The sequence below is a fragment of the Stutzerimonas urumqiensis genome (assembly GCF_003640395.1).
GTDB classification, from domain to species: Bacteria; Pseudomonadota; Gammaproteobacteria; order Pseudomonadales; family Pseudomonadaceae; genus Stutzerimonas; species Stutzerimonas urumqiensis.
Map to the genome: position 1 here is coordinate 204,946 of NZ_RBZQ01000005.1, position 24,286 is coordinate 229,231.

Below are 24,286 nucleotides of genomic sequence, written 5' to 3' on the forward strand. Positions count from 1 at the left end.
CTCAGTCCTCGCCTTCTTCGTTGTGCTTGCGATCCTCTAGCACGGCGCGCTCGATCAACGCGGACAGCTCAGCCCCCCGCCGTACGCTCGCGTCGTAGCGAAAGCGCAGCTGAGGAACCGTTCGCAACTTCATGGTCTTGCCTAACAGCATCCGCAGGTAACCCGCAGCCTCTGACAGTATCTGCAAATTCAACTCGACCGCGTCCGTATCGTCCTCGCGGCCCAGGACAGTCACGTATACCTGGGCATGGGAAAGGTCCCGACTGACGTCGACCGCGGTAATGGTCACCATCCCGAGGCGTGGATCTTTTATCTCGCGCTGTACGAGCAATGCCAGCTCGCGTTGCATCTGGTCGCCGATACGCTGGGTTCGACTGTAGTCTTTTGCCATGAATAACCCCGGCCCGCCGTTCAATGCGGAAAAATCGTCGTCACATAAAACCAAACGGCAAGCCCGATCGGCGGATGACCGCCTCCGGAGCTTGCCGCCTGGGCATTGCGTCCTGATTAGAGGGAACGCGCGACCTGAACCTTTTCGAACACCTCGATCTTGTCGCCGACCTTGACGTCGTTGTAGCTCTTGACGCCAATGCCGCACTCCATCCCGGCCCGTACTTCCGCCACGTCATCCTTGAATCGACGCAGGGATTCGAGCTCGCCCTCGAAGATCACCACATCTTCACGCAGCACGCGGATGGGGCGATTGCGGTGCACCATGCCCTCGATGACCATGCAACCGGCGACAGCGCCGAATTTCGGCGAACGGAACACATCACGCACTTCGGCGATGCCGAGAATGTTCTCGCGTACGTCGCTGCCAAGCATGCCGGTGAGCGCCTTCTTGACATCTTCGATGATGTCGTAAATGACATTGTAGTAGCGCATGTCGAGACCTTCGGCCTCGACGATCTTGCGCGCCCCGGCATCGGCCCGAACGTTGAAACCGAACAGTACGGCGTTGGACGCCAGCGCCAGGTTGGCGTCGGATTCGGTAATACCACCGACTCCTCCACCGACCACCCGCACCTGGACTTCGTCATTGCCAAGACCGTTGAGCGAGCCCTGCAGCGCCTCGAGGGAGCCACGCACATCGGCCTTGAGAACGATGTTCAGGGTCTTCTTCTCATCCTGGCCCATCGTTTCGAAGATGTTTTCCAGCTTGCCAGCATGAGCGCGGGCCAGCTTCACTTCGCGGAACTTGCCCTGGCGGAACAGAGCCACTTCACGGGCCTTCTTCTCGTCAGCCACCACGGTCAGATCGTCGCCGGCCTCGGGTGTGCCATCTAGACCGAGGATCTCGACCGGAATAGCCGGGCCGGCTTCCTTCACAGGCTTACCGTTCTCGTCGAGCATGGCGCGTACGCGACCGAAGTTGACGCCACACAGAACCATATCGCCCTGACGCAAGGTGCCGTCCTGAACCAGTACGGTCGCCACGGGACCACGGCCCTTGTCCAACCGCGACTCAACCACTACGCCCCGGCCAGGAGCCGAAGGGGTAGCCTTGAGTTCGAGGATCTCGGCCTGCAGCAGTACGGCCTCGAGCAGTTCGTCGACGCCGCTACCCATTTTCGCGGACACCGGAATGAACGGCGTATCGCCGCCCCACTCTTCCGGAATGACATCGAGCGCAGCCAGGCCGTTCTTGATGTTGTCAGGATTGGCTTCCGGCTTATCGATCTTGTTCACCGCAACCACGATCGGCACCCCGGCCGCCTTGGCATGCTGAACGGCTTCCTGCGTTTGCGGCATGACGCCATCATCCGCAGCGACCACCAGGATCACGATATCGGTCGCTTTCGCACCCCGCGCACGCATCGCGGTAAATGCCGCGTGGCCAGGGGTGTCGAGGAACGTGACCATGCCGCGGTCCGTTTCGACGTGATAAGCACCAATATGCTGAGTGATCCCGCCCGCCTCGCCCGAGGCCACCTTGGCACGGCGGATGTAGTCCAGCAGCGAAGTCTTGCCATGGTCGACGTGACCCATGACCGTGACCACGGGCGCCCGCGACACGGCCTCGCCTTCGAACTTCAACGACTCGGCCAGTTGCTCTTCCAGGGCGTTGTCACTGACCAGCTTGACCTTGTGACCGAGCTCCTCAGCGATCAGCTGTGCCGTTTCGCGATCGAGCACCTGGTTGATGGTGACAGGCGAGCCCATCTTGAACATGAACTTGATGACTTCAGCCGCCTTGACGGACATTTGCTGAGCCAGCTCGGCGACAGTAATGGTTTCACCAATTGAAACTTCGCGCACGACAGGTCCTGTTGGGTTCTGGAACCCATGCTGGTTTCGCTTTTTCAGTTTGGCCTTGCCACGACCACCGCGACGCCCGAAGCCATCGGCCTCATCGTCGCCGCTACGCACAGTACGGGTCAGCGGTGCGGCTTTGCCTTTCAGCGATGGGCGATGCTGCGCATGCTTGCGATCACGACGGTCGTCATCATCGCCGCGAGCCTTGTCCGGGCGACGCGGCTCTTCCTTCTTGCGCTCTTCCACCGCAGGAGCCGGGGCGGCAACTGCTGGTTCCGGCGTGGCTGGCGTGGATGCAGGGGCAGGCTCCGGTGCGGCTTGAACTGCTGCGGCACGCGCCTCGTCCTCGGCTTTGCGCCGTGCTTCTTGCTCCGCCTGCTCGCGCGCTTCGGCCTCTGCCTTCAGTCGAGCGGCCTCTTCCGCTGCCCGCAGCTCCTCGAGTTCGCGCTGCTTGTCTGCCTCAAGCTCATCTGGGCTGCGCTTGACGTAAGTCTTCTTCTTACGCACTTCGACGCTGATGGTTTTGCTGCCAGCCACCTTGAGCTTGGTGGTGGTCTTACGCTGTAGCGTGATTTTGCGCGGCTCCTCGAGCTTGTCCCCGTGGCTGCTTTTCAAATGAGCCAAGAGGGCCTGCTTTTCGTTATCGGTCACTACTTGCTCGGCGCTGGTGTGCGACAGTCCTGCCTCACGCATCTGCTGAAGCAGTCGCTCGACCGGTGTGTCGACCACCTGGGCCAGTTCTTTCACCGTGACTTGCGTCATGCATTACTCTCCTCGGGCCGCGAACTTATTCGAACCAATGGGCTCGGGCGGCCATGATCAGCTTGCCGGCTCGCTCTTCATCGATACCGTCTATATCCAACAAGTCATCGATCGATTGCTCGGCCAGGTCTTCGCGAGTCGCCACGCCACGGATGGCCAATTCGACCGCGGTTTCCTTATCCATGCCCTCGAGCGAGAGCAGGTCATCGGCGGGTTGCGCATCCGCCAGTTTTTCCTCGGTAGCGATCGCCTTGGTCAGCAGGCGATCCTTAGCACGCGATCGAAGCTCGTTGACGATGTCCTCGTCGAAGCCTTCGATGGCCAGCATTTCTTCCATCGGGACGTAGGCAATCTCTTCCAGCGAGGTGAAGCCTTCCTCCACCAGCACCTGAGCGAGCTCCTCATCGACATCCAGCTCTTCGATGAAGGACTGCAAGATGCCGCCGGTCTCTTCTTCTTGCTTGGCCTGAATATCCGCTTCGGTCATGACGTTCAATGTCCATCCCGTGAGCTGGCTGGCCAGCCGCACGTTCTGACCGCCGCGTCCGATGGCCTGAGCGAGGTTGTCCTCGGCGACTGCGATATCCATCGCATGGGCATCTTCATCCACGATGATCGCCGCCACCTCGGCAGGGGCCATCGCATTGATGACGAACTGCGCGGGATTGTCATCCCACAGAACGATGTCCACTCGTTCTCCGCCGATCTCGCCCGAAACCGCCTGGACGCGCGAGCCCCGCATACCGATACAGGCGCCTTGCGGATCGATACGCTTGTCCTTGGATCGAACTGCAATCTTGGCGCGAGAGCCTGGATCGCGCGATGCGCCCATCACTTCGATGAGGCCCTCGGAAATTTCCGGAACTTCAATTCGGAAAAGCTCGATAAGCATCTGCGGCGCGGTACGGGACAACACCAGCTGCGGCCCACGATTTTCCGTGCGAATTTCCTTAAGGAGAGCGCGAACGCGTGCGCCGACCCGGAATGTCTCGCGCGCAATGATGTCCTCGCGAGCCAGCAGCGCCTCGGCATTGTTACCGAGATCGACGATCACGCTGTCACGGGTCACTTTCTTGACCGTACCCGAGATGATTTCCCCGACGCGGTCGCGATAAGCCTCCACAATCTGCGCCCGCTCGGCCTCGCGGACCTTCTGAACGATCACCTGCTTTGCCGTCTGCGCAGCTATGCGTCCGAACTCGATCGATTCGATCTTTTCTTCGACGACCTCACCGACCGCAATGCCGGGATGCTCCTCTTGGGCATCCTCAACCGTGATCTCAGCGGCCGGATTCTGATAAGCCTCGTCTGCGACGATGGTCCAGCGCCTGAAGCTGTCGTACGCCCCGGTCTGGCGATTGATCTGTACGCGCAGATCGACCTCGTCCTCGTAACGTTTTTTGGTTGCGGTGGCCAATGCGAGTTCAAGCGCTTCGAATATGACGCCGGCTGGAACGCCTTTCTCATTGGATACGGACTCAACAACCAGCAGTACTTCTTTACTCATGTACGCCTCACCTTTCGTGATCCGATTCCCTGGGAGGGATCAACGCTATTCAAAGCTGGGAACTATGTTGGCTTTATCGATGGCATCTATAGGAAGCAAGTACTCGTGCCCGTCGATTTGCACGACAACTTCCTGGTCTTCGACACCTCTCAGCAGGCCTTGGAAATTGCGGCGACCTTCGAAGGGGGAACGCAGTTTCACCTTGACCTGCTCGCCAACGTGCGCCGCGAATTGATCCAGCGTAAAAAGCGGCCGATCCATTCCTGGAGACGACACCTCAAGGGTGTAATCAGCGCTGATAGGATCCTCGACATCGAGAACGCCGCTGAGTTGCCGGCTCACCTTCTCGCAGTCATCCACCAGGATGCCATTGGGATGATCGATATAAACCCGCAGTAACGAATGACGCCCCTGCGATAAGAACTCGATCCCCCAGCAAACGTAGCCTAAGGCTTCCACGACCGGAGCCAACAAGGCCTGCAACTGTTCTAGCTTGCTCGACATTGATGCCCTCTCGCATGCCAAAAATGAAAAATGGGCCTGAAGCCCATCCTGACGACCATCTATACGCGCCGATGGACTGGCTTTCAGCCAACAAAAAGCCCCTTAAAAGGGGCCTTGATTTAACTGGTTGCGGGGGCTGGATTTGAACCAACGACCTTCGGGTTATGAGCCCGACGAGCTACCAGACTGCTCCACCCCGCGACAAAGCTGGGCGCAAATTATATGCCCCAGCTAATTCCCAGTCAACCGACAAACAAGAAAGCCCGCTAATGCGGGCTTCTTGTTTTGGTACCGAGGAGGGGACTCGAACCCCTACAGCCTATGGCCACTACCACCTCAAGGTAGCGTGTCTACCAATTCCACCACCTCGGCAAAAACCTTTACTCGCTCTCCGGCTTGACCGGTATGTCCGATTGCGAAGACTCTTGACCTTCTATTACCGGAACATCGCCAGCCTCAGGCGAACTAGCGTCCGCAGGTAACTCCATAACCGCCGGATCTGGCAGACCAACCTGAGAAAGTTCGTCAGCCTGCTCCTTGGCAAAAAACGCCAAACCAAGACTTGTTGCAAAAAAAACGGCGGCCAGTATACCAGTAACTCGACTCAGAAAGGTAGCAGAACCTTGACTACCAAATACTGTCGCCGAAGCGCCAGAGCCAAATGATGCACCGGCATCCGCACCCTTTCCCTGCTGCACAAGCACCAACCCAACCAAACCCAGGGCCACCAGCAGATGCACCACGATAACAACAGTTTGCAACATCTGATCAGTTCCCTGCAGCGCGACAGATAGCGCTGAAATCATTCACTTTCAACGAGGCGCCACCAATCAGCCCCCCATCGATGTCAGCCATATCGAACAACTCGAGTGCGTTCTCTGGCTTCACGCTGCCGCCATAAAGAATTCGCGCTTTTTCGGCGAGCTCTACACTATTCTCAGCCAACCTAGCCCTTATAGCGGCATGCACTTCCTGCGCCTGTTCAGGCGTAGCGGAAAGACCACTACCTATTGCCCAGACAGGCTCATAAGCAAAAACAGCCTCGCCCAGCGATTCAACCCCAACGATGCGCATAACTGCATCGAGCTGGCGTTTAACTATCTCAAGCGTGCGCCCGGACTGTCGCTCACTCAGCTCTTCGCCCACACAAATTATGGGGCGAAGACCCGAATCAAGCACAACTCTAACCTTCTCAGCTACTAACTCATCAGATTCGCCCAACTCGATACGCCGCTCCGAGTGGCCAACCAAAACCCAATCACATCCAATATCTTTCAGCTGAGCAGCTGAGACCTCACCGGTCAGCGCTCCAAAACCAGGCTTCACCGAGCAATTCTGCGCGCCGATGCCTACCAAACTACTTGCCAGGCCGGAAACCACTCGATCGATATATATATACGGCGGCAGCACCACCACATCGACATTTTCCGGAAGAGCAACTTCATTCAGAGAGAGAGTTAGCTCGCCAACGCTGGCGCAGGTACCGTTCATCTTCCAGTTACCAGCTACCAAGGGGCGACGCATGCTCTACCTCGTCGATCAAAGTGGGCGCAGATGTTAATCCGGCCCCACACGTCTGGCAACCCCATCATGCGCAATTCTTTTCGACAATCGAGGCCAGCTCTTCAGCATAAGCATGCACACGCCCGGCATCCTCTCCCTCTACCATCACACGCACCAAGGGCTCGGTTCCCGACTTGCGCAACAACACGCGGCCACGCCCCTCCATAAGCCCTGTAATCCGATCGCACGCCGAGGCGACCTCTGGGCTCGACATTGGGTCCTTGCCGCCTTTCAACTTCACATTTATGAGCACTTGCGGACACTTCTGCCACGCCTGCCGGGCCATGGCCAATGACTGGCCCGAGCGGCGAAGCGCCAGAACCACCTGCAGCGCAGCGATGATGGCGTCTCCGGTGGTGACATGCTGGCCGCAGACGATATGCCCCGAGTTTTCGCCGCCTAGCTGCCAGCCCCGGGCGCTCATCTCCGCCATTACATAGCGATCCCCCACATTGGCCCGCACGAAGGGGATCGCCTCAGCATTCAACGCCAACTCGAGCCCGAGATTGCTCATCAACGTACCGACCACTCCACCTTCCAGGAGGCCTCGCTCTTTGAGATCGAGTGCAATAATGAACAGCAGCTCATCACCATCGACCACCGTCCCGGTATGGTCGACCATCATCACGCGGTCACCATCACCGTCAAAGGCAATGCCTAAATCGGCACCTTCGTCGACAACTGCCCGCTGAAGTGCTGAAACGTGCGTCGAACCAACACCTGCATTGATGTTGAGACCGTCAGGTTGCGCAGCAATCGTCACGACTTGCGCGCCTAATTCCCGAAACACGTTCGGTGCAATCTTGTATGTCGCCCCATGAGCGCAATCAAGCACCACCTTCAAGCCGGCGAGATCCGTCGTGGTCGGAACGCTACTCTTACAGAACTCGATATAACGTCCCGCCGCGTCATTTATGCGCGACGCTTTTCCCAACTGTTCAGAGTCAACCACCGACATTTCCGCATCAAGCAACTCTTCAATCATCAGCTCAACTTCATCCGGCAGCTTACTGCCACGACTAGAGAAGAACTTAATTCCGTTATCGTAATGAGGGTTATGCGAGGCACTGATGACGATACCGGCCTCAGCATGGAAAGTCCGAGTGAGATAGGCAATCGCCGGTGTCGGCATCGGCCCGAGGAGCAGAACATCAGCCCCAGCCGCTGAAAGTCCAGCCTGAAGGGCAGACTCAAACATATAGCCCGATATCCGAGTGTCTTTCCCTATTAGAATGCGACACTTTCCTTGGCGCCGAAACGCCATGCCCGCCGCCCAGCCCAGCTTGAGCATGAAATCCGGCGTAATCGGATATTGACCGACGCGCCCGCGAATTCCGTCGGTGCCAAAATACTTTCTGCCCATTGTCGACTTCCTTATTCAGCCGCTCGAACGGCAGCAATCATTCGAACCACATCAACCGTCTCGGCGACATCATGAACCCTCACGATGTTTGCGCCCTTCGCTATTGCAAGTCCCGCCAAAGCCAGACTCCCATACAATCGCCCGTCCACCGTACGATCCAGTACCTGACCAATCATGCTCTTGCGCGAAACACCTACTAGCAATGGATGACCTAGCGATGCCAAGTCCTCGAGCCTATTGAACAAGGTCAAGTTATGGCCGAGCGTTTTGGCAAAACCAAACCCAGGATCGACCACGATACGTTCAGCAGGCAAACCGGTCCGCGCACACGCCTCGACGCGCTCCATAAGGAACGTCTTCACTGCTTGAGTTACATCTTCGTAGCGGGGATTCAACTGCATCGTCGTGGGCTCGCCGACCATGTGCATCATGCACACAGGCAGCCCGGTATCTTTCGCGGCTTGCATGGCTCCCGAACGGCTTAACGACCGGACATCATTGATGAAGCCCGCACCCGCGCGAGCTGCTTCACGCATAACCTCAGCCGACGAGGTATCAACCGACACGATAACATCGAGCTCTCGCGCGATTGCTTCGACCACCGGCACGACACGTTCCAGCTCTTCGCTTGTTCCGACAGACGAGGCGCCTGGACGAGTCGACTCACCGCCCACATCGATCAACGAAGCGCCGGCCCTCACCATCGCTTCGGCATGACGCAACGCCGCCGCCACGCCCTGGTAACGGCCGCCGTCGGAGAACGAGTCGGGAGTAACATTGAGAATTCCCATCACATGAGGATGGGATAAATCGAGAACCCGGCTACCGCAGCGCAGCCGGGATACTTTTGGAAGGATCATTTGCCGTCTTAATGCTCGCCGGCAGGTCCGCCAATCGGCGCCTCAGGACGCCCGCCCTCTGGCTGGATCGGCGTACCCGACGCACCTGGGCCGCCCTGCCAATCGCGCGGCTCGCGAGGTACCCGACCCGCCATGATGTCGTCGATCTGATCGGCATCGATCGTTTCATACTTCATCAAAGCCTCTGCCATCATGTCGAGCTTGTCGCGGTTATCGGTAAGTATCTGCTTCGCCGTGCCGTAGCAATGATCGATGATGCTGCGAACCTCCTGATCGATCAGGCGCGCAGTGTCAGCCGAGACATTGGCGTGCTGGCTACCCGCGCTCCGTCCGAGAAAGACCTCGCCTTCCTCTTCGGCATACATAAGCGGCCCCAGCTTTTCGGAAAGCCCCCACTTCGTCACCATGTTCCGCGCCAATTGCGTGGCCCGCATGATGTCGTTGGAGGCGCCAGTGGTGACCCCTTCGAAACCGAGCGTCATTTCTTCGGCAATACGGCCGCCGAATAACGAGCAGATCTGACTGATCAAGGCGCGCTTAGACAGACTGTAGCGGTCTTCTTCCGGCAGGAACATCGTCACGCCAAGTGCACGCCCGCGAGGAATGATCGACACCTTGTAAACAGGGTCATGCTCGGGCACTACTCGCCCAACGATGGCATGTCCTGCTTCGTGATAGGCCGTATTCAGCTTTTCTTTTTCGGACATGACCATCGACTTGCGCTCTGCGCCCATCATGATCTTGTCTTTGGCCAGCTCGAACTCGCGCATGTCGACGACACGCTTGTTTGCACGGGCGGAAAACAGCGATGCCTCGTTCACCAGATTGGCAAGGTCTGCGCCGGAGAATCCCGGCGTACCACGCGCGATCACTGCAGGATCGACATGGTCACCGATTGGAACCTTGCGCATGTGAACCTTGAGAATCTGCTCACGCCCGCGAATGTCTGGCAAGCCAACCACCACCTGCCGGTCGAAGCGGCCCGGGCGCAGCAATGCGGGATCGAGCACGTCGGGCCGGTTGGTGGCCGCAATGACGATGATGCCATCGTTCATCTCGAAGCCGTCCATCTCGACCAGCAGCTGGTTGAGGGTCTGCTCGCGCTCGTCATGCCCACCACCGAGGCCGGCGCCACGATGGCGCCCTACGGCGTCGATTTCGTCGATGAAGATAATGCAGGGTGCATGCTTCTTCGCCTGCTCGAACATGTCGCGTACACGGCTAGCGCCGACACCGACGAACATTTCGACGAAGTCCGAGCCCGAGATGGTGAAAAACGGAACCTTGGCCTCGCCGGCGATTGCCTTGGCGAGCAAAGTTTTACCCGTACCGGGAGGGCCAACCATCAGGACGCCCCGCGGGATGCGGCCGCCGAGGCGCTGGAACTTACCGGGATCACGAAGAAACTCGACCAGCTCGCTCACCTCCTCCTTGGCCTCGTCGCAGCCAGCGACGTCCGCAAAGGTGGTTTTGACCTGATCTTCCGACAGCAGCCTGGCCTTGCTCTTGCCAAAGCTCATGGGCCCGCCTTTTCCACCGGCGCCCCCTTGCATCTGCCGCATGAAGAACATGAACACGGCGATGATCACGAGAATCGGAAAGCTGGCTACCAGCAACTGCGTCCAAATGCTCTGTTGCTCGGGCTGCTTGCCTTCGATTTCAACGTTGTTGTTGATCAGATCGCCGATCAAACCGTCATCCTGAATCGCCGGCCGTATGGTCTTGAAGGTGCCGCCATCGGCACGGGTACCAGTGATGACGAAACCGTCGACGGTGACGCGCTCTACGCTCCCGGACTTCACTTGTTCGATGAAGTCGGAGTAATTCAGCGTCTGCGGCTCGCTGGGGCTGGAGAAATTGTTCATCACCGTCACCAGTACGGCGGCGATGATCAGCCACAGGATCAGATTCTTTGCCATGTCGTTCAATTAACTACCCTCTGAAGCAGGCCGGGCAAAGGCCCGATCTGCATGACGGCCGATTGGTTGCCAGGCTACGTTACTACACAACATAGCTGGCCGCTCAGGTCACTACTGTAACCCTATATGAATCAGCACTACCCTCTTCGACTGCCCATCGCACGCATGGTGCCATCGTAGGCGGTTCCAGCCTTGAAGCCACGAGCCAGCAAATACTGCTCCGCGTGAGCGGTCCCGAGATGACGGCCGCTTGCGGATCATCACGTTGTCGAACTGTGGCGAACCTGTCTCAGTAGGCATCGAATCCCTCGCCTTGGAAGGCCTGATCAGGAATCGCCATTCGGACCCAGCACTCGGGCGGCCATATCCAGCGCAAGCGCATATAAGAACATAGCGCGCGGCTGGTCAGCGGCCGTACCCACTCATATTGGGGCCATGTCGGAAATCACAAGGTCCACCGATCGATCGCCGACTGTTCTTCAACCATCGCGGGTTGGCCTTGGACCGTGGCAATCGAGTACCTCACTGGGCGCCCTAGGACCTCTCGGTTAAACTAGGCGCCCTTCATTCATCGCGACCCGGGTGTCGAATTATGCCGCTCACCAATGAGCAGAAAAAAGAATACAAATCTATCGGCCACCACCTGAAGCCGGTATTGACCGTGGCCGAACACGGCCTTACGGAAGGTGTGCTTGCCGAGCTGGATCGAGCACTCAACGATCATGAACTGATCAAGGTTCAACTCCGGATCGCTGAACGCGACGCTCGCCAAGGTCTGCTCGAGGAACTCTGCAAGGCCGGGCGTTGCGAGCTTGTGCAAACCATCGGCAAGGTCGCCCTCGTCTACCGCAAGAACGCCAAGCCCAATCGTCAGCTGTCGAACATTCATCGCAACCAGGCGTGATGCCCTAGCCGACATCCTTGTTCGGCACGGGCTGCAAGACGAGCAGCACGCCGCAGAATGCAATCGACAGGTAGCTGAAGACCGGCCAGAACCCACCCGATGCAACCAGTGCCGTGCGTCCGGCGAAATGACCGATGGCCAACCCAAGCACGACCAGCAACAATTGCCCGCGAGGATCGCGCCAGAAGCCGCTAAAGCCGGTGACCTGAGCGAGCAATAACGCCTGGAACAATGCGCAAAACCCGGCGAAACCAACCAGCGTTGGCCTGAGGCCAGCAGCGATCTCTTCGATCAAGAGCGGGGCGAGACCAATCCGGTCGAGCCCCGGCAACACGACGAAATGCAACAACCATAGCCCGCCGACCCAGAACGCCTGAGCAAGCGCCCAGCTAGCGCTGGCGGCCCGCAGCCTCAATGATTCAAACGTGGCGAACCTGGACAATCTCGTACTCGACCAAACCACTAGGCGTCTTGACCGCCACCGCATCGCCCTCTTCCTTGCCGATCAAGGCGCGAGCGATTGGCGAGCTGACCGATAGCTTGCCCAATTTGATGTCCGCCTCGTCATCTCCAACGATCTGGTAGCTGACCTGCTCATCCGTCTCTACGTTAACGATGTCGACGGTGGTGCCGAAGATGACCTTGCCTGTGTGGGCGATGGCGGAGACATCGATCACCTGGGCATTCTGCAAACGCCCCTCGATGTCCCGTATACGCGCTTCAACCATGCCTTGCTGCTCGCGCGCGGCATGGTATTCGGCATTCTCCTTCAGGTCGCCGAGTTCGCGCGCCTCGGCGATCGCCTGAGTGATTTGCGGGCGGAGTACGGTCTTCAGATGCTTGAGTTCTTCTTCCAGGGCGCGAGCGCCCTGGACGGTCATTGGAAATTTCGTCATGCATTGATTCCTGCGTGAAGATCCTGCAGACGGCGCACGGTCTTCTCAGGACCGAACTTCAGCGCCTCACAGATCGCTTCGGCACCCGCCAGCGTGGTGGTGCAGCAAATCTTGTGCTGCAGCGCGTTGCGACGTATGGAATAAGAATCCGCGATCGATTGGCGACCCTCGGTCGTGTTGATGATCAAGGTCACCTCATCGTTCTTGATCATGTCGACAACGTGCGGGCGCCCTTCGGTCACCTTGTTCACGCGGCGGACCGGTAACCCGGCAGCCTCGATCATCTTCGCCGTACCGGCAGTCGCGACGATCTCGAAGCCCAGCGAGACAAGGCTGCGAGCGACATCCGCCACCATCGGCTTGTCATCGTCCCGCACGCTGATGAACGCGCATCCGCTGTTCGGCAACACCTCGCTAGCACCCAGCTGAGCCTTGGCGAATGCCTCGGCGAAGCTGTCGCCGACACCCATCACTTCGCCAGTGGATTTCATCTCCGGGCCAAGGATCGGGTCGACGCCCGGGAACTTGGCGAAGGGGAACACCGCTTCCTTGACGCTATAGAAGTTAGGGATGATTTCCTGCGTGAAACCTACCTGTGCCAAGGTCTTCCCCGCCATCACCCGTGCCGCGACCTTGGCCAGCGATTCACCGATGCACTTGGAGACGAAGGGCACGGTACGGGATGCACGTGGGTTCACCTCCAGCACGTAGATATCTTCGCCCTGCACGGCCATTTGCACGTTCATCAGGCCGACCACACCCAGCTCGAGCGCCATCTTGGCAACCTGCTCACGAATCTCATCCTGGATGTGCGTGGGCAACGAGTACGCCGGCAGCGAACAGGCCGAGTCGCCCGAGTGCACGCCAGCTTGCTCGATGTGCTGCATGATGGCACCGATCACCACCTGCTCACCGTCGCAGACGGCATCGACGTCCACTTCGATCGCACAGTTCAGGAAGTGATCGAGCAGAACCGGGCTGTCATTGGAAACCTGCACGGCCTCGCGCATGTAGCGCTTGAGCTCGTCTTCTTCGTAGACGATTTCCATCGCGCGACCACCCAACACATAGGAAGGGCGGACCACCAGCGGGTAACCGATCGCCTTGGAGGCAGCGATTGCCTCTTCCTCGCTGCGTGCCGTTGCATTCGGCGGCTGGCGAAGATTCAGACGCTCGACCATTTGCTGGAAGCGCTCGCGATCCTCGGCGCGATCGATCGCATCGGGGCTGGTTCCGATGATCGGAACACCGGCTTCTTCGAGCGCACGGCATATCTTCAGCGGCGTCTGACCGCCGTATTGCACGATCACCCCTTTGGGCTTCTCGACGCGGACGATTTCAAGGACGTCCTCGAGCGTAACCGGCTCAAAGTACAGGCGATCGGAGGTGTCGTAATCGGTCGATACGGTCTCCGGGTTGCAGTTGACCATGATGGTCTCGTAGCCGTCCTCGCGCATCGCGAGCGCGGCGTGCACGCAGCAATAGTCGAATTCGATGCCCTGACCGATGCGATTCGGACCGCCACCAATGACCATGATCTTTTCACGATCGCTCGGATTGGCCTCGCATTCTTCCTCGTAGGTCGAATACATGTAGGCGGTATTGGTTGCGAACTCCGCGGCGCAGGTGTCCACGCGCTTGTAGACCGGCAGAACCTTGAGTTTCTGCCGATGGCTACGCAGGTTCTTTTCAGTCACGCCCAGGAGATGAGCCAGTCGCGCATCGGAGAAACCCTTGCGCTTCAAGCGGCGCATCAGCTCGAAGTCGATGTTCGACAGGCCCAGCGTCTTGACCTTTTCCTCTTCCTTGACCAGATCTTCGATCTGAACCAGGAACCACGAATCGATCTTGGTAAGCGCAAACACCTCTTCCACCGACTTGCCGGCACGGAAGGCATCCGCCACGTACCAGATGCGCTCGGCGCCCGGTACGGTCAATTCCCGCTTGAGTCGGCTTTCGGCTTCGCTGTCTTCAAAATTCAGTTTCGGATCGAAGCCCGTCGCACCCACTTCCAGGCCACGCAGCGCCTTTTGCACCGATTCCTGGAAGGTCCGGCCAATCGCCATGACTTCGCCCACCGATTTCATCTGGGTGGTCAGACGAGCGTCGGCCTTGGGGAATTTCTCGAAGGCGAAGCGCGGGATCTTGGTGACCACATAATCGATGGCCGGCTCGAAGGATGCCGGGGTGCGGCCGCCAGTGATGTCGTTCTGCAGCTCGTCGAGGGTGTAACCCACCGCCAGCTTGGCCGCGATCTTGGCGATCGGGAAACCCGTAGCCTTGGAGGCCAGCGCGGAAGAGCGCGATACGCGCGGGTTCATCTCGATCACCACCATGCGCCCGGTGTCCGGATGGATGCCGAACTGCACGTTGGAGCCGCCGGTTTCCACACCGATCTCGCGCAGCACCGCCAGCGAGGCGTTGCGCATGATCTGGTATTCCTTGTCGGTCAGGGTCTGCGCCGGGGCGACGGTAATGGAGTCGCCGGTGTGCACGCCCATCGGGTCGAAGTTCTCGATCGAGCAGACGATGATGCAGTTGTCCTTCTTGTCGCGGACCACCTCCATCTCGTATTCCTTCCAGCCGATCAGCGATTCGTCGATCAGCAGCTCGCTGGTCGGCGACAGATCCAGGCCGCGGGCGCAGATTTCCTCGAATTCTTCGCGGTTGTAGGCGATGCCGCCACCGGTGCCGCCCATGGTGAAAGACGGACGAATAATGCAGGGGAAGCCGACCTTGTCGAGCACGCCGTAGGCTTCATCCATGTTGTGCGCGATGCCGGACACCGGGCAGGCCAGGCCGATGTCACGCATGGCCTTGTCGAAGCGTGAGCGGTCTTCGGCCTTGTCGATGGTATCGGCGTTGGCACCGATCATCTCGACGCCGAACTTCGCCAGCACGCCGTGCTTTTCCAGGTCCAGCGCGCAGTTCAGTGCGGTCTGGCCGCCCATGGTCGGCAGCAATGCATCGGGGCGCTCCTTCTCGATGATCTTGGCCACCGTGGCCCACTTTATCGGCTCGATGTAGGTCGCGTCCGCCATCGCCGGGTCGGTCATGATGGTGGCGGGGTTGGAGTTCACCAGGATGACGCGGAAGCCTTCTTCCTTGAGCGCCTTGCACGCCTGGGCGCCGGAGTAGTCAAACTCGCACGCCTGGCCGATGACGATCGGGCCGGCGCCGAGGATCAGAATGCTTTTGATGTCTGTACGTTTTGGCATGGTCTCTCTCGAATTCTGTGCTCGGCAGGCTTAGCGGCGCTTGGCCATGGCGTCGACGAAACGGTCGAACAGCGGCGCGACGTCATGCGGGCCGGGGCTCGCTTCCGGATGGCCCTGGAAGCTGAACGCCGACTTGTCGGTGCGCTCGATGCCTTGCAGCGTGCCGTCGAACAAGGACTTGTGAGTGGCGCGAAGGTTGGCCGGCAACGTCGCTTCGTCCACCGCAAAACCGTGGTTCTGGCTCGTGATCATCACGGCACCGGTCTTGAGGTCTTGTACCGGATGGTTGGCCCCATGATGCCCGTTCGGCATCTTGACCGTCGAAGCGCCCGATGCCAGCGCCAGGAGCTGATGCCCCAGGCAAATGCCGAATACTGGAATGTCCGTTTCCAGAATCTCTTGGATGGCCTTGATCGCGTAGTCGCACGGCGCAGGATCACCGGGGCCATTGGCGAGGAAGATGCCATCCGGATTCAACGCCAGCGCGTCGCTGGCGGAGCTCTGCGCGGGCAATACGGTAATGCGGCAGCCGCGCGCCACGAGCATGCGCAGAATGTTGTATTTGACGCCGTAATCGAAGGCGACCACGTGATACGGCAAGTCGTCAGCCGGAATCTCGGCATGCCGATCGGTATCCAGGCACCAGACACTCGAGCGCCACTCGTAGCGCTCCTTGACACTGACCTCCTTGGCCAGGTCCATGCCATTCAGACCGGGGAAACTACGCGCCAGATCGAGCGCGCGCTCTTCCGTCGCACCTTCACCTGCCAGGATGCAGCCGTTCTGGGCGCCTTTTTCACGAAGGATACGCGTCAGCCGACGGGTATCGATTCCGGCAATCGCCAAGGTACCGTTGGCCTTGAGGTAGTCAGGCAGGGATTGCCGGTTACGCCAGTTACTGGCCAACAGCGGAAGGTCGCGGATCACCAGGCCTGCGGCCCAAACGCGCCAGGATTCGGCATCCTGCTCGGTGGTACCGGTATTACCCACATGCGGGTAGGTCAATGTAACGATCTGCTGGGCGTAGGAAGGATCGGTGAGGATTTCCTGATAGCCGGTCATGGCAGTGTTGAACACTACCTCACCGACAGTTTGCCCGTCGGCGCCGATCGATTCGCCATGAAAGATGCTGCCATCAGCAAGGGCGAGTATGGCTGGCTTAGTCAAGAGACCTCCCGTAGATCAAGGCTGCATACGCAGATTGTAAAAAAGCGGGATGACGTGTGAAGGTCATCCCGCTTTTTTATTTGAGCCATTTCTGCGTAACTTTTAGTGGACACACTAAAGCGGGCAGTCTACAGAAAAAGGATCTTCCGGTCCACCCGAACGCTGCGCCAGCTTAAGCTTGCGCAGCCGCTTCCCTTCCTGAGTTAGCGCAAACCCAGCACATCCTGCATGTCGTAAAGCCCTGCGGCGCGACCATCCAGCCAAAGCGCCGCACGAACGGCGCCCTTGGCGAATGTCATACGACTGGACGCCTTGTGAGTGATCTCCACTCGCTCTCCCTCGGCCGCAAACAGGACGGTGTGATCGCCCACCACATCGCCCGCACGCACCGTGGCAAATCCAATGGCCTCCCGCTGCCTCGCCCCGGTTTGCCCCTCGCGCCCATACACCGCGACCTTGTCCAGATCGCGACCCAGCGCCTGAGCCACGACCTCGCCCATGCGCAGCGCCGTGCCAGACGGTGCATCCACCTTGTGGCGATGATGCGCCTCGATGATCTCGATATCGACTTCATCGCCGAGCACACGGGCAGCCGTATCCAGCAATTTCAGGCAGAGGTTGACCCCAACGCTGAAATTTGCAGCGAAGACGATGGGAATATCTTTCGCGGCCGAGGCCAATCGCTCTTTTTCGTCGGCAGAGAACCCAGTAGTACCGATCACCATGGCCTTGCCCGCCTTGCGGCAGATGTCGAGATTTTTCAGCGTGACGGTCGGATGAGTGAAGTCGATCAGTACATCAAAGTCTTCGACAGCCCGGGCCAAATCGCCAGTCAGCGGCACGCCCAGCCGTCCAAGTGCAGCCAGCTCACCCGCATCGGCACCCACCAGCGTGCTATCGGGCCGATCGATCGCCGCGGTCAACCCTGCCGCGCCACCGGTCTGCTGCACTGCCTCGATCAGCGTTTTGCCCATGCGCCCGGCGGCGCCCATCACTGCAATTCTTCGCATCGTTTTCCCTGTACAAGAAGGAACCGGAAGGAATGCGCGGGCACCTTGCCCGCGCGCTGATCGATCACAAATCGCCGAAGAATCGCTTCACGCCCTCGAACCAACCGCTGGCTTTGGGCGAATGCGAGCTATCGCTCTGCAAGCTCTTGCGGAACTCATCGAGCAATTCGCGTTGCCGCTTGTTCAGGTTCACAGGCGTTTCGACCGCGACACGGCACATCAGATCGCCCGGGGCGCCGCCGCGCACAGGGGCCACGCCCTTACCACGCAACCGGAACAACTTGCCGGTCTGAGTCCCTTCCGGAATCTTGAGCTTGACCCGCCCATCGAGCGTCGGCACCTCGAGCTCGCCGCCGAGCGCCGCGTCAGCGAAGCTGATCGGGACATCGCAATAAAGGTGCTTGCCATCACGCTGGAAGATCGCATGCTCACGCACCGACACGACCACATAAAGATCGCCCGCCGGCCCGCCCTGCGTTCCCGCCTCGCCCTCACCACTCAGGCGGATACGGTCACCCGTATCGACGCCGGCCGGCACCTTCACCGACAGCGTTTTCTGCTCTTCCACACGGCCCTGCCCATGGCAGTTGCCACAAGGGTCGGTGATCATCTTGCCGCTGCCATGGCAGCGCGGGCAGGTCTGCTGCACGGAAAAGAAGCCTTGCTGCATGCGCACCTGGCCAATGCCACCGCAGGTGGTACAGGTCACCGGCGTGGTTCCTTTCTTGGCGCCCGAGCCATGGCAGACATTGCACTCGGCCAGCGTCGGTACGCGGATGGTCACGGTTGTGCCGCGCACCGCCTCTTCGAGGTCGAGTTCCAGGGTGTAACGCAGGTCACTGCCACGCGAGGCGCCGCCCCGGGCATTGCCACGGGCACCTCCGAAGAAGTCGCTGAACACGTCGCCGAAGATGTCGGAGAAGTTGGCGCCCCCGTAGCCAGCGCCCGCCGCGCCGGCACCCATGCTCGGATCGACCCCAGCGTGTCCGTACTGATCGTAGGCACCGCGCTTGTTGGCGTCCGAAAGTACCTCGTAAGCCTCGTTGGCTTCTTTGAATTTGTCCTCCGCCTCCTTGTCACCAGGATTGCGGTCGGGGTGATACTTCATGGCCAGGCGGCGATAGGCCTTCTTCAGCTCGGCTTCACTCGCGCCGCGCTCGACGCCTAGCACTTCGTAATAATCACGTTTGGCCATATCGGTCCTGAATCCTCACAGTCGTGCTCTCCGCTCGTCATGGCGATCGATGGCGTGGGCAGATGATGGTCCGCACACGGAAATACGTCGCCCAGACACGCCAACGCGGGAGCGAACTCCCGCGTGGCGGCGACGACCGCCCAAGACGGTCGCTAGAGCGGAAGCAAGCGTACCTTACTTGTTGTCCTTGACCTCTTCGAACTCCGCGTCGACCACATCGTCGGCGCCGCCCTGCGCGTTGTCCTTGCTGCCACCGGCCTGTGCATCGGCACCCCCTTGCGGCTGCTCGGCGTACATCTTTTGCACCAGCGGCGTAGAAGCCTGGGACACCGCCGCCATCTTGGCATCGATCTCCGCCTTGTCGTCGCCCTTGAGGGCAGCTTCCAGTTCACCGACCGCCTTCTCGATGGCGGCCTTCTCCTCAGCGGTGGCCTTGTCGCCAGCCTCGGTCACCATCTTGCGCGTCGCGTGAACCAGTTGGTCACCCTGATTGCGAGCGCTGGCCAGTTCCTCGAACTTGCGGTCTTCCTCGGCATTCGCTTCGGCGTCCCGGATCATCTGCTCGATTTCTTCGTCGGACAGACCCGAGTTGGCCTTGATGACGATCGACTGCTGCTTGCCGGTGGCCTTGTCCTTGGCGGACACGTGCAGGATGCCGTTGGCGTCGATATCGAAGGTCACCTCGATTTGCGGCACGCCGCGCGGCGCCGGCGGAATATCGGCCAGATCGAAGCGGCCGAGCGACTTGTTCTGCACCGCCTGCTTGCGCTCGCCCTGCAGCACGTGGATGGTCACGGCGCCCTGGTTGTCGTCGGCGGTCGAGAACACCTGCGACTTCTTGGTCGGGATGGTGGTGTTCTTCTCGATCAGCGGCGTCATCACCCCGCCGAGGGTCTCGATGCCGAGCGTCAGCGGGCTCACGTCGAGCAGCAGCACGTCCTTCACGTCACCGGCGAGCACCGCGCCCTGGATGGCCGCACCCATGGCCACGGCTTCGTCCGGGTTGACGTCCTTGCGCGCTTCCTTGCCGAAGAACTCCGCGACACGCTTCTGCACCAGCGGCATGCGGGTCTGACCGCCCACCAGGATCACGTCGTTGATCGCACCGACGTCGATGCCGGCATCTTTCAGGGCGATACGGCATGGCTCGATGGTGCGCTCGACGAGGTCTTCGACCAGCGATTCCAGCTTGGCGCGGGAGATCTTCACGTTCAGGTGCTTCGGACCGGACGCATCGGCGGTGATGTACGGCAGGTTGACATCGGTCTGCGTGCTGGACGACAGCTCGATCTTGGCCTTCTCGGCCGCTTCCTTCAGGCGCTGCATGGCCAGCGGATCGCCCTTGAGGTTGATCCCGCTTTCCTTCTTGAACTCGTCGACGAGGTAGTCGATCAGACGGATGTCGAAGTCCTCACCACCGAGGAAGGTGTCGCCATTGGTGGCGAGTACTTCGAACTGGTGCTCACCGTCGACTTCGGCAATTTCGATCACCGAGACGTCGAAGGTACCGCCCCCCAGGTCATAGACGATGATGGTGCGGTCGCCCTTGGCCTTGTCCATGCCGTAGGCCAGCGCAGCCGCAGTCGGCTCGTTGATGATGCGCTTGACGTCCAGACCGGCGATGCGACCGGCATCCTTGGTGGCCTGACGCTGACTGTCGTTGAAGTAGGCCGGAACCGTGATGACAGCCTCGGTCACCGACTCGCCGAGGTAGTCTTCGGCGGTTTTCTTCATCTTTTTCAGAATTTCCGCCGAGATCTGCGGCGGCGCCATCTTCTGGCCGTTCACTTCGACCCAGGCATCGTTGTTGTCTGCCTTGACGATCTTGTAAGGGACCATCTGGATGTCTTTCTGCACGACTTCCTCGTCGAAGCGACGACCGATCAGACGCTTCACCGCGTACAGCGTGTTGTGCGGGTTGGTCACCGCCTGGCGCTTGGCCGACTGGCCCACCAGGATCTCGCCATCGTTCGTGTAGGCGATGATGGACGGGGTCGTGCGAGCGCCTTCGGCGTTCTCGATGACCTTGACGTTGCCGTTTTCAAGGATGGAGACACAGGAGTTGGTGGTCCCCAGGTCGATACCAATGATCTTGCCCATGTAACGCTCTCCGAAATTCTCGAAATCTTCAGATTGATGCGCGCCGATGCTCGGCCGCGACTAGCAGAAACGCTTGACTCCCAAATGGGGGTCGCTGGCTGGAATTCAAGCCTTCTCGTCGATGGTCGGTGGCGCCTCTGCCGGCGCCTTGCTGACAACCACCATCGCCGGACGCAGCAACCGTCCATGAAGCAGATAGCCCTTCTGGAACACCCGGAGCACGGTGCCCGGCTCGGTGTTGGTGCTTTCTTCCATGGCCATGGCCTGATGATGCTCGGGATTGAAGGGCTCGCCATGCGGATCGACCGAGGCCACCTGGTAGCGGGCCAGGGTATCGATGAGCAGCTTCAGCGTCAGCTCCAAACCTTCACGCATGGGCTTGATCGATTCATCGCCCGGGCTGGACAACTCCAGGCCACGCTCGAGACTGTCGACCACGCCCAGCAGGTCGCCCGCGAACTTCTCGAGCGCGAACTTGTGTGCCTTTTCGACATCCTGCTCGGCCCGGCGGCGAATGTTCTGCAGCTCGGCTGCGACACGCAGGGATTGATCCTGGGCGGCGGCGAGCTGCTCCTCTAGCGATTGCACACGTGCCGCGAGATCTTCATTGACGCCGGCGTCGCCGCTCTCGTTCAGCTCGGCACCCTGGTTATCCAGCTTCTGCTCGTCTGCCATGCATTCCTCCTGTCGATACGATACGGGTGTGACCAGCCCGCGCATGGCGGCTATATGGGGATGGGTTTGTCCGGTTCAAGGGCAACGGACGAACGAGCCGCCCCGGCCAGCCGTCGACACGATCGCAAGACGCTTGCGAGGAAAAAGAAAAGGACTGTATAAATAGCCAGTCATCGATACGGGAGCCCGGCCATGCTGGTCCATCTGTCCGTTCAGAATTACGCCATCGTCGAACACCTGGATCTCGAGCTCGAGCGCGGCATGACCGTGGTCACCGGTGAAACGGGCGCGGGCAAGTCGATCATGCTCGATGCGCTCGGCCTCGCGCTTGGCGATCGCGCCGACAGCGGCGTCGTACGGCCCGGCGCGGACAAGGCCGATATCCTGGCCAGCTTCGATCTGGACGACATTCCCAGCGCACGCGAATGGCTTCAGGAGCGAGACCTGGAAGGCGATGGGCCGTGCATCCTCCGCCGCGTGATTACCGCAGAAGGCCGTTCGCGCGGCTACATCAACGGCACGCCATGCCCACAAAGCGACCTGAAGGCGCTCGGCGAGCGCCTGATCGATATCCACAGCCAGCACGAACACCAGTCCCTCCTCAAGCCCGATACCCATCGTCGCCTGCTCGACGAGTACAGCGGCAGCCAGGAACTGGCCCGACAGGTGCAATTGGCCGCGCAACGATGGCGCCAGACGCGGCAGTCGCTCGAGCGTTTGAGCAGCAGCAGTGACGAACAGCGCGCCCGGCATCAGTTGCTGAGCTATCAACTCGAGGAACTGGAAAACCTGGCCCTTGGCGAGAACGAGCTCGACCAACTCGAGCATGAACACAAGACGCTGACCAACAGCGAGCAGTTGCTCGGGGCCTGCCGCCAGGTCATCGAGCTTTGCGGCGAGAGCGATGCGGGCAACGTACTGTCAGCCCTCACCTCCAGCTTGCAACGCTTGACCGCTTTTCGCCAACCTCCCGCCGCCCTGGCCGAAGCCGTCACGCTATTGGGCAGCGCCCAGATCCAGGTCGAGGAAGCGATGGGCGAGCTGAATCGCTTCGTTGACCACTTCGATGCCGATCCCGAGCGCCTCCAGGCACTCGAGGAGCGCCTGGACGCGATCTACACTCTGGCCCGTAAACATCGGGTACAGCCATTCGAGTTGCCCGGCCTGCAACAACGACTGCTGGAGGAGCTGGAAAACCTGAACGCCGATGACGAGGCGATCGGCCGGCTGGAGGAAGAGCTCACGTCCTACAAGCGGCATTACGATGAAAAAGCCGAGCAATTGTCGGTCGAGCGCCAAGCGGCGGCGCAGCGACTCGCCGCCGCCGTGGAAGCCGAAATTCAGCGGCTCGGCATGCCAGGCGGACGGCTCGGCATCGATCTCAAGCCAGCCAGCAACGACGAGCCACAGCCCTATGGCCGCGAGCAGATCGAATTCCTTGTCAGCGCCAACCCTGGCCAACCGCTGCGGCCGTTGAGCAAGGTCGCCTCGGGCGGTGAGTTGTCGCGGATCAGCCTGGCCATCCAGGTCATCACCGCCCAGACCTCACGCGTCCCGACCCTGGTGTTCGATGAAGTCGACGTTGGTATCGGGGGCCCAACCGCAGAGATCGTCGGCCAGCTTCTACGGCGGCTTGGCGAGCGCGGCCAGGTGCTGACCGTCACACACCTCCCACAGGTCGCAGCACAGGGGCATCATCATCTCTTCGTGCACAAGGCACGCGGGACCTCGGAGACCCGAACAGCCGTCTCTACCCTCGATGAGGCCGGGCGCATAGAAGAAATAGCCCGCATGCTGGGCGGCGTAGACCTGACGGAACAATCGCTTGCTCACGCCAGACAGATGGTGATGGATGCCAACGCTTGATGAGGCGGCCTATGCCCTACCGTGCAATGCGTGATGGGAATAAAGGCGACCCGAACAGACCATGCGGCGGCAGGCCGATACGCTGACCCTTTAGATCGGTGACCGAGATCAGCGCTGGTGGTCGGGAAAGGTGTATTCGCGCTGGGTGACAGGCTGATTGTTTCGCATCGGCGACCGCGGCTGCGGTCTCCAAGAGCATCGCCCGCAAGCGGGCTCCTACGAACGTGGTGTATGTGCCCGATGGTTGCCGGGTCCTACGGTGAGTACCTGGCAAGCTGACGAAGCGGCAGCCAAAAATACCCGTATCAATCGATGCAGGCGTTTTTCTATACGTCATCTCCAAGGTGCGCTACGCAGCCAGAGTGCCTGTTTCCGTCAACCTGAAACGTGCAATCAACGTGCTCGGCGCCCACCGGATAATTGGCCTCTTGAGCCAAAACGGATGTGAGCGGTTTTCCGCTCCGATAAAAGCAAACGCCCCGATAAATATCGGGGCGTTTGCTGAATACCGAGGCCTGTGC

Annotated in this window: 19 protein-coding genes, 2 tRNA genes and 1 pseudogene; 2 read left to right on the top strand and 20 right to left on the bottom strand. The window is 59.9% G+C overall.

What is annotated here, in order from left to right; translation table 11 throughout:
* Window position 1 precedes the first annotated feature (1 nt).
* The 12 genes and pseudogenes from rbfA to D7325_RS19290 all read right to left on the bottom strand — a co-directional run.
* The gene (gene rbfA / locus D7325_RS11755; protein WP_120995903.1) at window positions 2–391 is read right to left on the bottom strand and encodes a 30S ribosome-binding factor RbfA; all 390 of its coding nucleotides are present in this window, start codon (window positions 389–391) and stop codon (window positions 2–4) included.
* 116 nt (window positions 392–507) lie between these two features.
* A complete protein-coding gene (infB, locus tag D7325_RS11760) occupies window positions 508–3,018 on the bottom strand; it encodes a translation initiation factor IF-2 (RefSeq protein ID WP_120995905.1) in 2,511 nt (836 codons plus the stop codon).
* Window positions 3,019–3,043: 25 nt separating this feature from the next.
* Window positions 3,044–4,525 carry a transcription termination factor NusA gene (nusA, locus tag D7325_RS11765; protein ID WP_120995907.1) on the bottom strand — a complete coding sequence of 494 codons (1,482 nt, stop codon included), beginning with the start codon at window positions 4,523–4,525 and terminating at the stop codon, window positions 3,044–3,046.
* A gap of 45 nt (window positions 4,526–4,570) precedes the next feature.
* Window positions 4,571–5,029, bottom strand: coding sequence for a ribosome maturation factor RimP (gene rimP / locus D7325_RS11770; RefSeq protein WP_120995909.1), 459 nt, complete (start codon window positions 5,027–5,029; stop codon window positions 4,571–4,573).
* A gap of 124 nt (window positions 5,030–5,153) precedes the next feature.
* Window positions 5,154–5,230 (bottom strand) — tRNA-Met (locus D7325_RS11775).
* An 85-nt stretch (window positions 5,231–5,315) separates the two neighbouring features.
* Window positions 5,316–5,401, bottom strand: a tRNA-Leu gene (locus D7325_RS11780).
* An 8-nt stretch (window positions 5,402–5,409) separates the two neighbouring features.
* Window positions 5,410–5,793 carry a preprotein translocase subunit SecG gene (gene secG, locus D7325_RS11785; protein ID WP_120995911.1) on the bottom strand — a complete coding sequence of 128 codons (384 nt, stop codon included), beginning with the start codon at window positions 5,791–5,793 and terminating at the stop codon, window positions 5,410–5,412.
* Between the two features lie 4 nt (window positions 5,794–5,797).
* Window positions 5,798–6,553: a triose-phosphate isomerase gene (tpiA, locus tag D7325_RS11790; protein WP_120995913.1), complete on the bottom strand. Its 756-nt coding sequence runs from the start codon at window positions 6,551–6,553 to the stop codon at window positions 5,798–5,800.
* A 64-nt stretch (window positions 6,554–6,617) separates the two neighbouring features.
* On the bottom strand, window positions 6,618–7,955 hold the full coding sequence (gene glmM / locus D7325_RS11795; RefSeq protein ID WP_120995915.1) for a phosphoglucosamine mutase: 1,338 nt from the start codon (window positions 7,953–7,955) through the stop codon (window positions 6,618–6,620).
* 11 nt (window positions 7,956–7,966) lie between these two features.
* The gene (gene folP, locus D7325_RS11800) at window positions 7,967–8,815 is read right to left on the bottom strand and encodes a dihydropteroate synthase (RefSeq protein WP_120995917.1); all 849 of its coding nucleotides are present in this window, start codon (window positions 8,813–8,815) and stop codon (window positions 7,967–7,969) included.
* Between the two features lie 8 nt (window positions 8,816–8,823).
* The gene (gene ftsH, locus D7325_RS11805; protein WP_120995919.1) at window positions 8,824–10,734 is read right to left on the bottom strand and encodes an ATP-dependent zinc metalloprotease FtsH; all 1,911 of its coding nucleotides are present in this window, start codon (window positions 10,732–10,734) and stop codon (window positions 8,824–8,826) included.
* 137 nt (window positions 10,735–10,871) lie between these two features.
* Window positions 10,872–11,207: pseudogene (locus D7325_RS19290) on the bottom strand (SAM-dependent methyltransferase); the annotation flags it as partial.
* 119 nt (window positions 11,208–11,326) lie between these two features.
* On the opposite strand from D7325_RS19290, the gene yhbY reads away from it, so the two are divergent.
* Window positions 11,327–11,638 (top strand): ribosome assembly RNA-binding protein YhbY, encoded by a 312-nt coding sequence (gene yhbY, locus D7325_RS11810; protein WP_120995921.1) that lies wholly within the window; start codon window positions 11,327–11,329, stop codon window positions 11,636–11,638.
* A 4-nt stretch (window positions 11,639–11,642) separates the two neighbouring features.
* On the opposite strand, the gene D7325_RS11815 is transcribed toward yhbY, so the two are convergent.
* From D7325_RS11815 to grpE, 8 genes are all read right to left on the bottom strand, one after another.
* Complete coding sequence (locus D7325_RS11815) at window positions 11,643–12,047, bottom strand: DUF4149 domain-containing protein (RefSeq protein ID WP_120996140.1); 405 nt, start codon at window positions 12,045–12,047, stop codon at window positions 11,643–11,645.
* 10 nt (window positions 12,048–12,057) lie between these two features.
* The gene (gene greA / locus D7325_RS11820) at window positions 12,058–12,534 is read right to left on the bottom strand and encodes a transcription elongation factor GreA (RefSeq protein WP_120995923.1); all 477 of its coding nucleotides are present in this window, start codon (window positions 12,532–12,534) and stop codon (window positions 12,058–12,060) included.
* On the bottom strand, window positions 12,531–15,752 hold the full coding sequence (carB, locus tag D7325_RS11825; RefSeq protein ID WP_120995925.1) for a carbamoyl-phosphate synthase large subunit: 3,222 nt from the start codon (window positions 15,750–15,752) through the stop codon (window positions 12,531–12,533). Before carB ends, greA begins: the two co-directional genes overlap by 4 nt.
* A gap of 30 nt (window positions 15,753–15,782) precedes the next feature.
* Window positions 15,783–16,919 (bottom strand): glutamine-hydrolyzing carbamoyl-phosphate synthase small subunit, encoded by a 1,137-nt coding sequence (gene carA, locus D7325_RS11830; RefSeq protein ID WP_120995927.1) that lies wholly within the window; start codon window positions 16,917–16,919, stop codon window positions 15,783–15,785.
* Window positions 16,920–17,122: 203 nt separating this feature from the next.
* Entirely contained in the window at window positions 17,123–17,929 is an 807-nt protein-coding gene (dapB, locus tag D7325_RS11835; RefSeq protein WP_120995929.1) for a 4-hydroxy-tetrahydrodipicolinate reductase, read from the bottom strand.
* A gap of 64 nt (window positions 17,930–17,993) precedes the next feature.
* Complete coding sequence (dnaJ, locus tag D7325_RS11840; protein WP_120995931.1) at window positions 17,994–19,124, bottom strand: molecular chaperone DnaJ; 1,131 nt, start codon at window positions 19,122–19,124, stop codon at window positions 17,994–17,996.
* 174 nt (window positions 19,125–19,298) lie between these two features.
* The gene (dnaK, locus tag D7325_RS11845; RefSeq protein WP_120995933.1) at window positions 19,299–21,224 is read right to left on the bottom strand and encodes a molecular chaperone DnaK; all 1,926 of its coding nucleotides are present in this window, start codon (window positions 21,222–21,224) and stop codon (window positions 19,299–19,301) included.
* A gap of 105 nt (window positions 21,225–21,329) precedes the next feature.
* Window positions 21,330–21,899 carry a nucleotide exchange factor GrpE gene (grpE, locus tag D7325_RS11850; RefSeq protein ID WP_120995934.1) on the bottom strand — a complete coding sequence of 190 codons (570 nt, stop codon included), beginning with the start codon at window positions 21,897–21,899 and terminating at the stop codon, window positions 21,330–21,332.
* Window positions 21,900–22,091: 192 nt separating this feature from the next.
* On the opposite strand from grpE, the gene recN reads away from it, so the two are divergent.
* Entirely contained in the window at window positions 22,092–23,765 is a 1,674-nt protein-coding gene (gene recN, locus D7325_RS11855) for a DNA repair protein RecN (protein WP_120995935.1), read from the top strand.
* The last annotated feature ends 521 nt before the right edge of the window (window positions 23,766–24,286 follow it).

Excerpts from the sequence above, each read along its gene's own strand:
- rbfA (WP_120995903.1), bottom strand. The coding sequence starts at position 391 with ATGGCAAAAGACTACAGTCGAACCCAGCGTATCGGCGACCAGATGCAA.
- infB (WP_120995905.1), bottom strand. The coding sequence starts at position 3,018 with ATGACGCAAGTCACGGTGAAAGAACTGGCCCAGGTGGTCGACACACCG.
- nusA (WP_120995907.1), bottom strand. The coding sequence starts at position 4,525 with ATGAGTAAAGAAGTACTGCTGGTTGTTGAGTCCGTATCCAATGAGAAA.
- rimP (WP_120995909.1), bottom strand. The coding sequence starts at position 5,029 with ATGTCGAGCAAGCTAGAACAGTTGCAGGCCTTGTTGGCTCCGGTCGTG.
- secG (WP_120995911.1), bottom strand. The coding sequence starts at position 5,793 with ATGTTGCAAACTGTTGTTATCGTGGTGCATCTGCTGGTGGCCCTGGGT.
- tpiA (WP_120995913.1), bottom strand. The coding sequence starts at position 6,553 with ATGCGTCGCCCCTTGGTAGCTGGTAACTGGAAGATGAACGGTACCTGC.
- glmM (WP_120995915.1), bottom strand. The coding sequence starts at position 7,955 with ATGGGCAGAAAGTATTTTGGCACCGACGGAATTCGCGGGCGCGTCGGT.
- folP (WP_120995917.1), bottom strand. The coding sequence starts at position 8,815 with ATGATCCTTCCAAAAGTATCCCGGCTGCGCTGCGGTAGCCGGGTTCTC.
- ftsH (WP_120995919.1), bottom strand. The coding sequence starts at position 10,734 with ATGGCAAAGAATCTGATCCTGTGGCTGATCATCGCCGCCGTACTGGTG.
- yhbY (WP_120995921.1), top strand. The coding sequence starts at position 11,327 with ATGCCGCTCACCAATGAGCAGAAAAAAGAATACAAATCTATCGGCCAC.
- greA (WP_120995923.1), bottom strand. The coding sequence starts at position 12,534 with ATGACGAAATTTCCAATGACCGTCCAGGGCGCTCGCGCCCTGGAAGAA.
- carB (WP_120995925.1), bottom strand. The coding sequence starts at position 15,752 with ATGCCAAAACGTACAGACATCAAAAGCATTCTGATCCTCGGCGCCGGC.
- dapB (WP_120995929.1), bottom strand. The coding sequence starts at position 17,929 with ATGCGAAGAATTGCAGTGATGGGCGCCGCCGGGCGCATGGGCAAAACG.
- dnaJ (WP_120995931.1), bottom strand. The coding sequence starts at position 19,124 with ATGGCCAAACGTGATTATTACGAAGTGCTAGGCGTCGAGCGCGGCGCG.
- dnaK (WP_120995933.1), bottom strand. The coding sequence starts at position 21,224 with ATGGGCAAGATCATTGGTATCGACCTGGGGACCACCAACTCCTGTGTC.
- grpE (WP_120995934.1), bottom strand. The coding sequence starts at position 21,899 with ATGGCAGACGAGCAGAAGCTGGATAACCAGGGTGCCGAGCTGAACGAG.
- recN (WP_120995935.1), top strand. The coding sequence starts at position 22,092 with ATGCTGGTCCATCTGTCCGTTCAGAATTACGCCATCGTCGAACACCTG.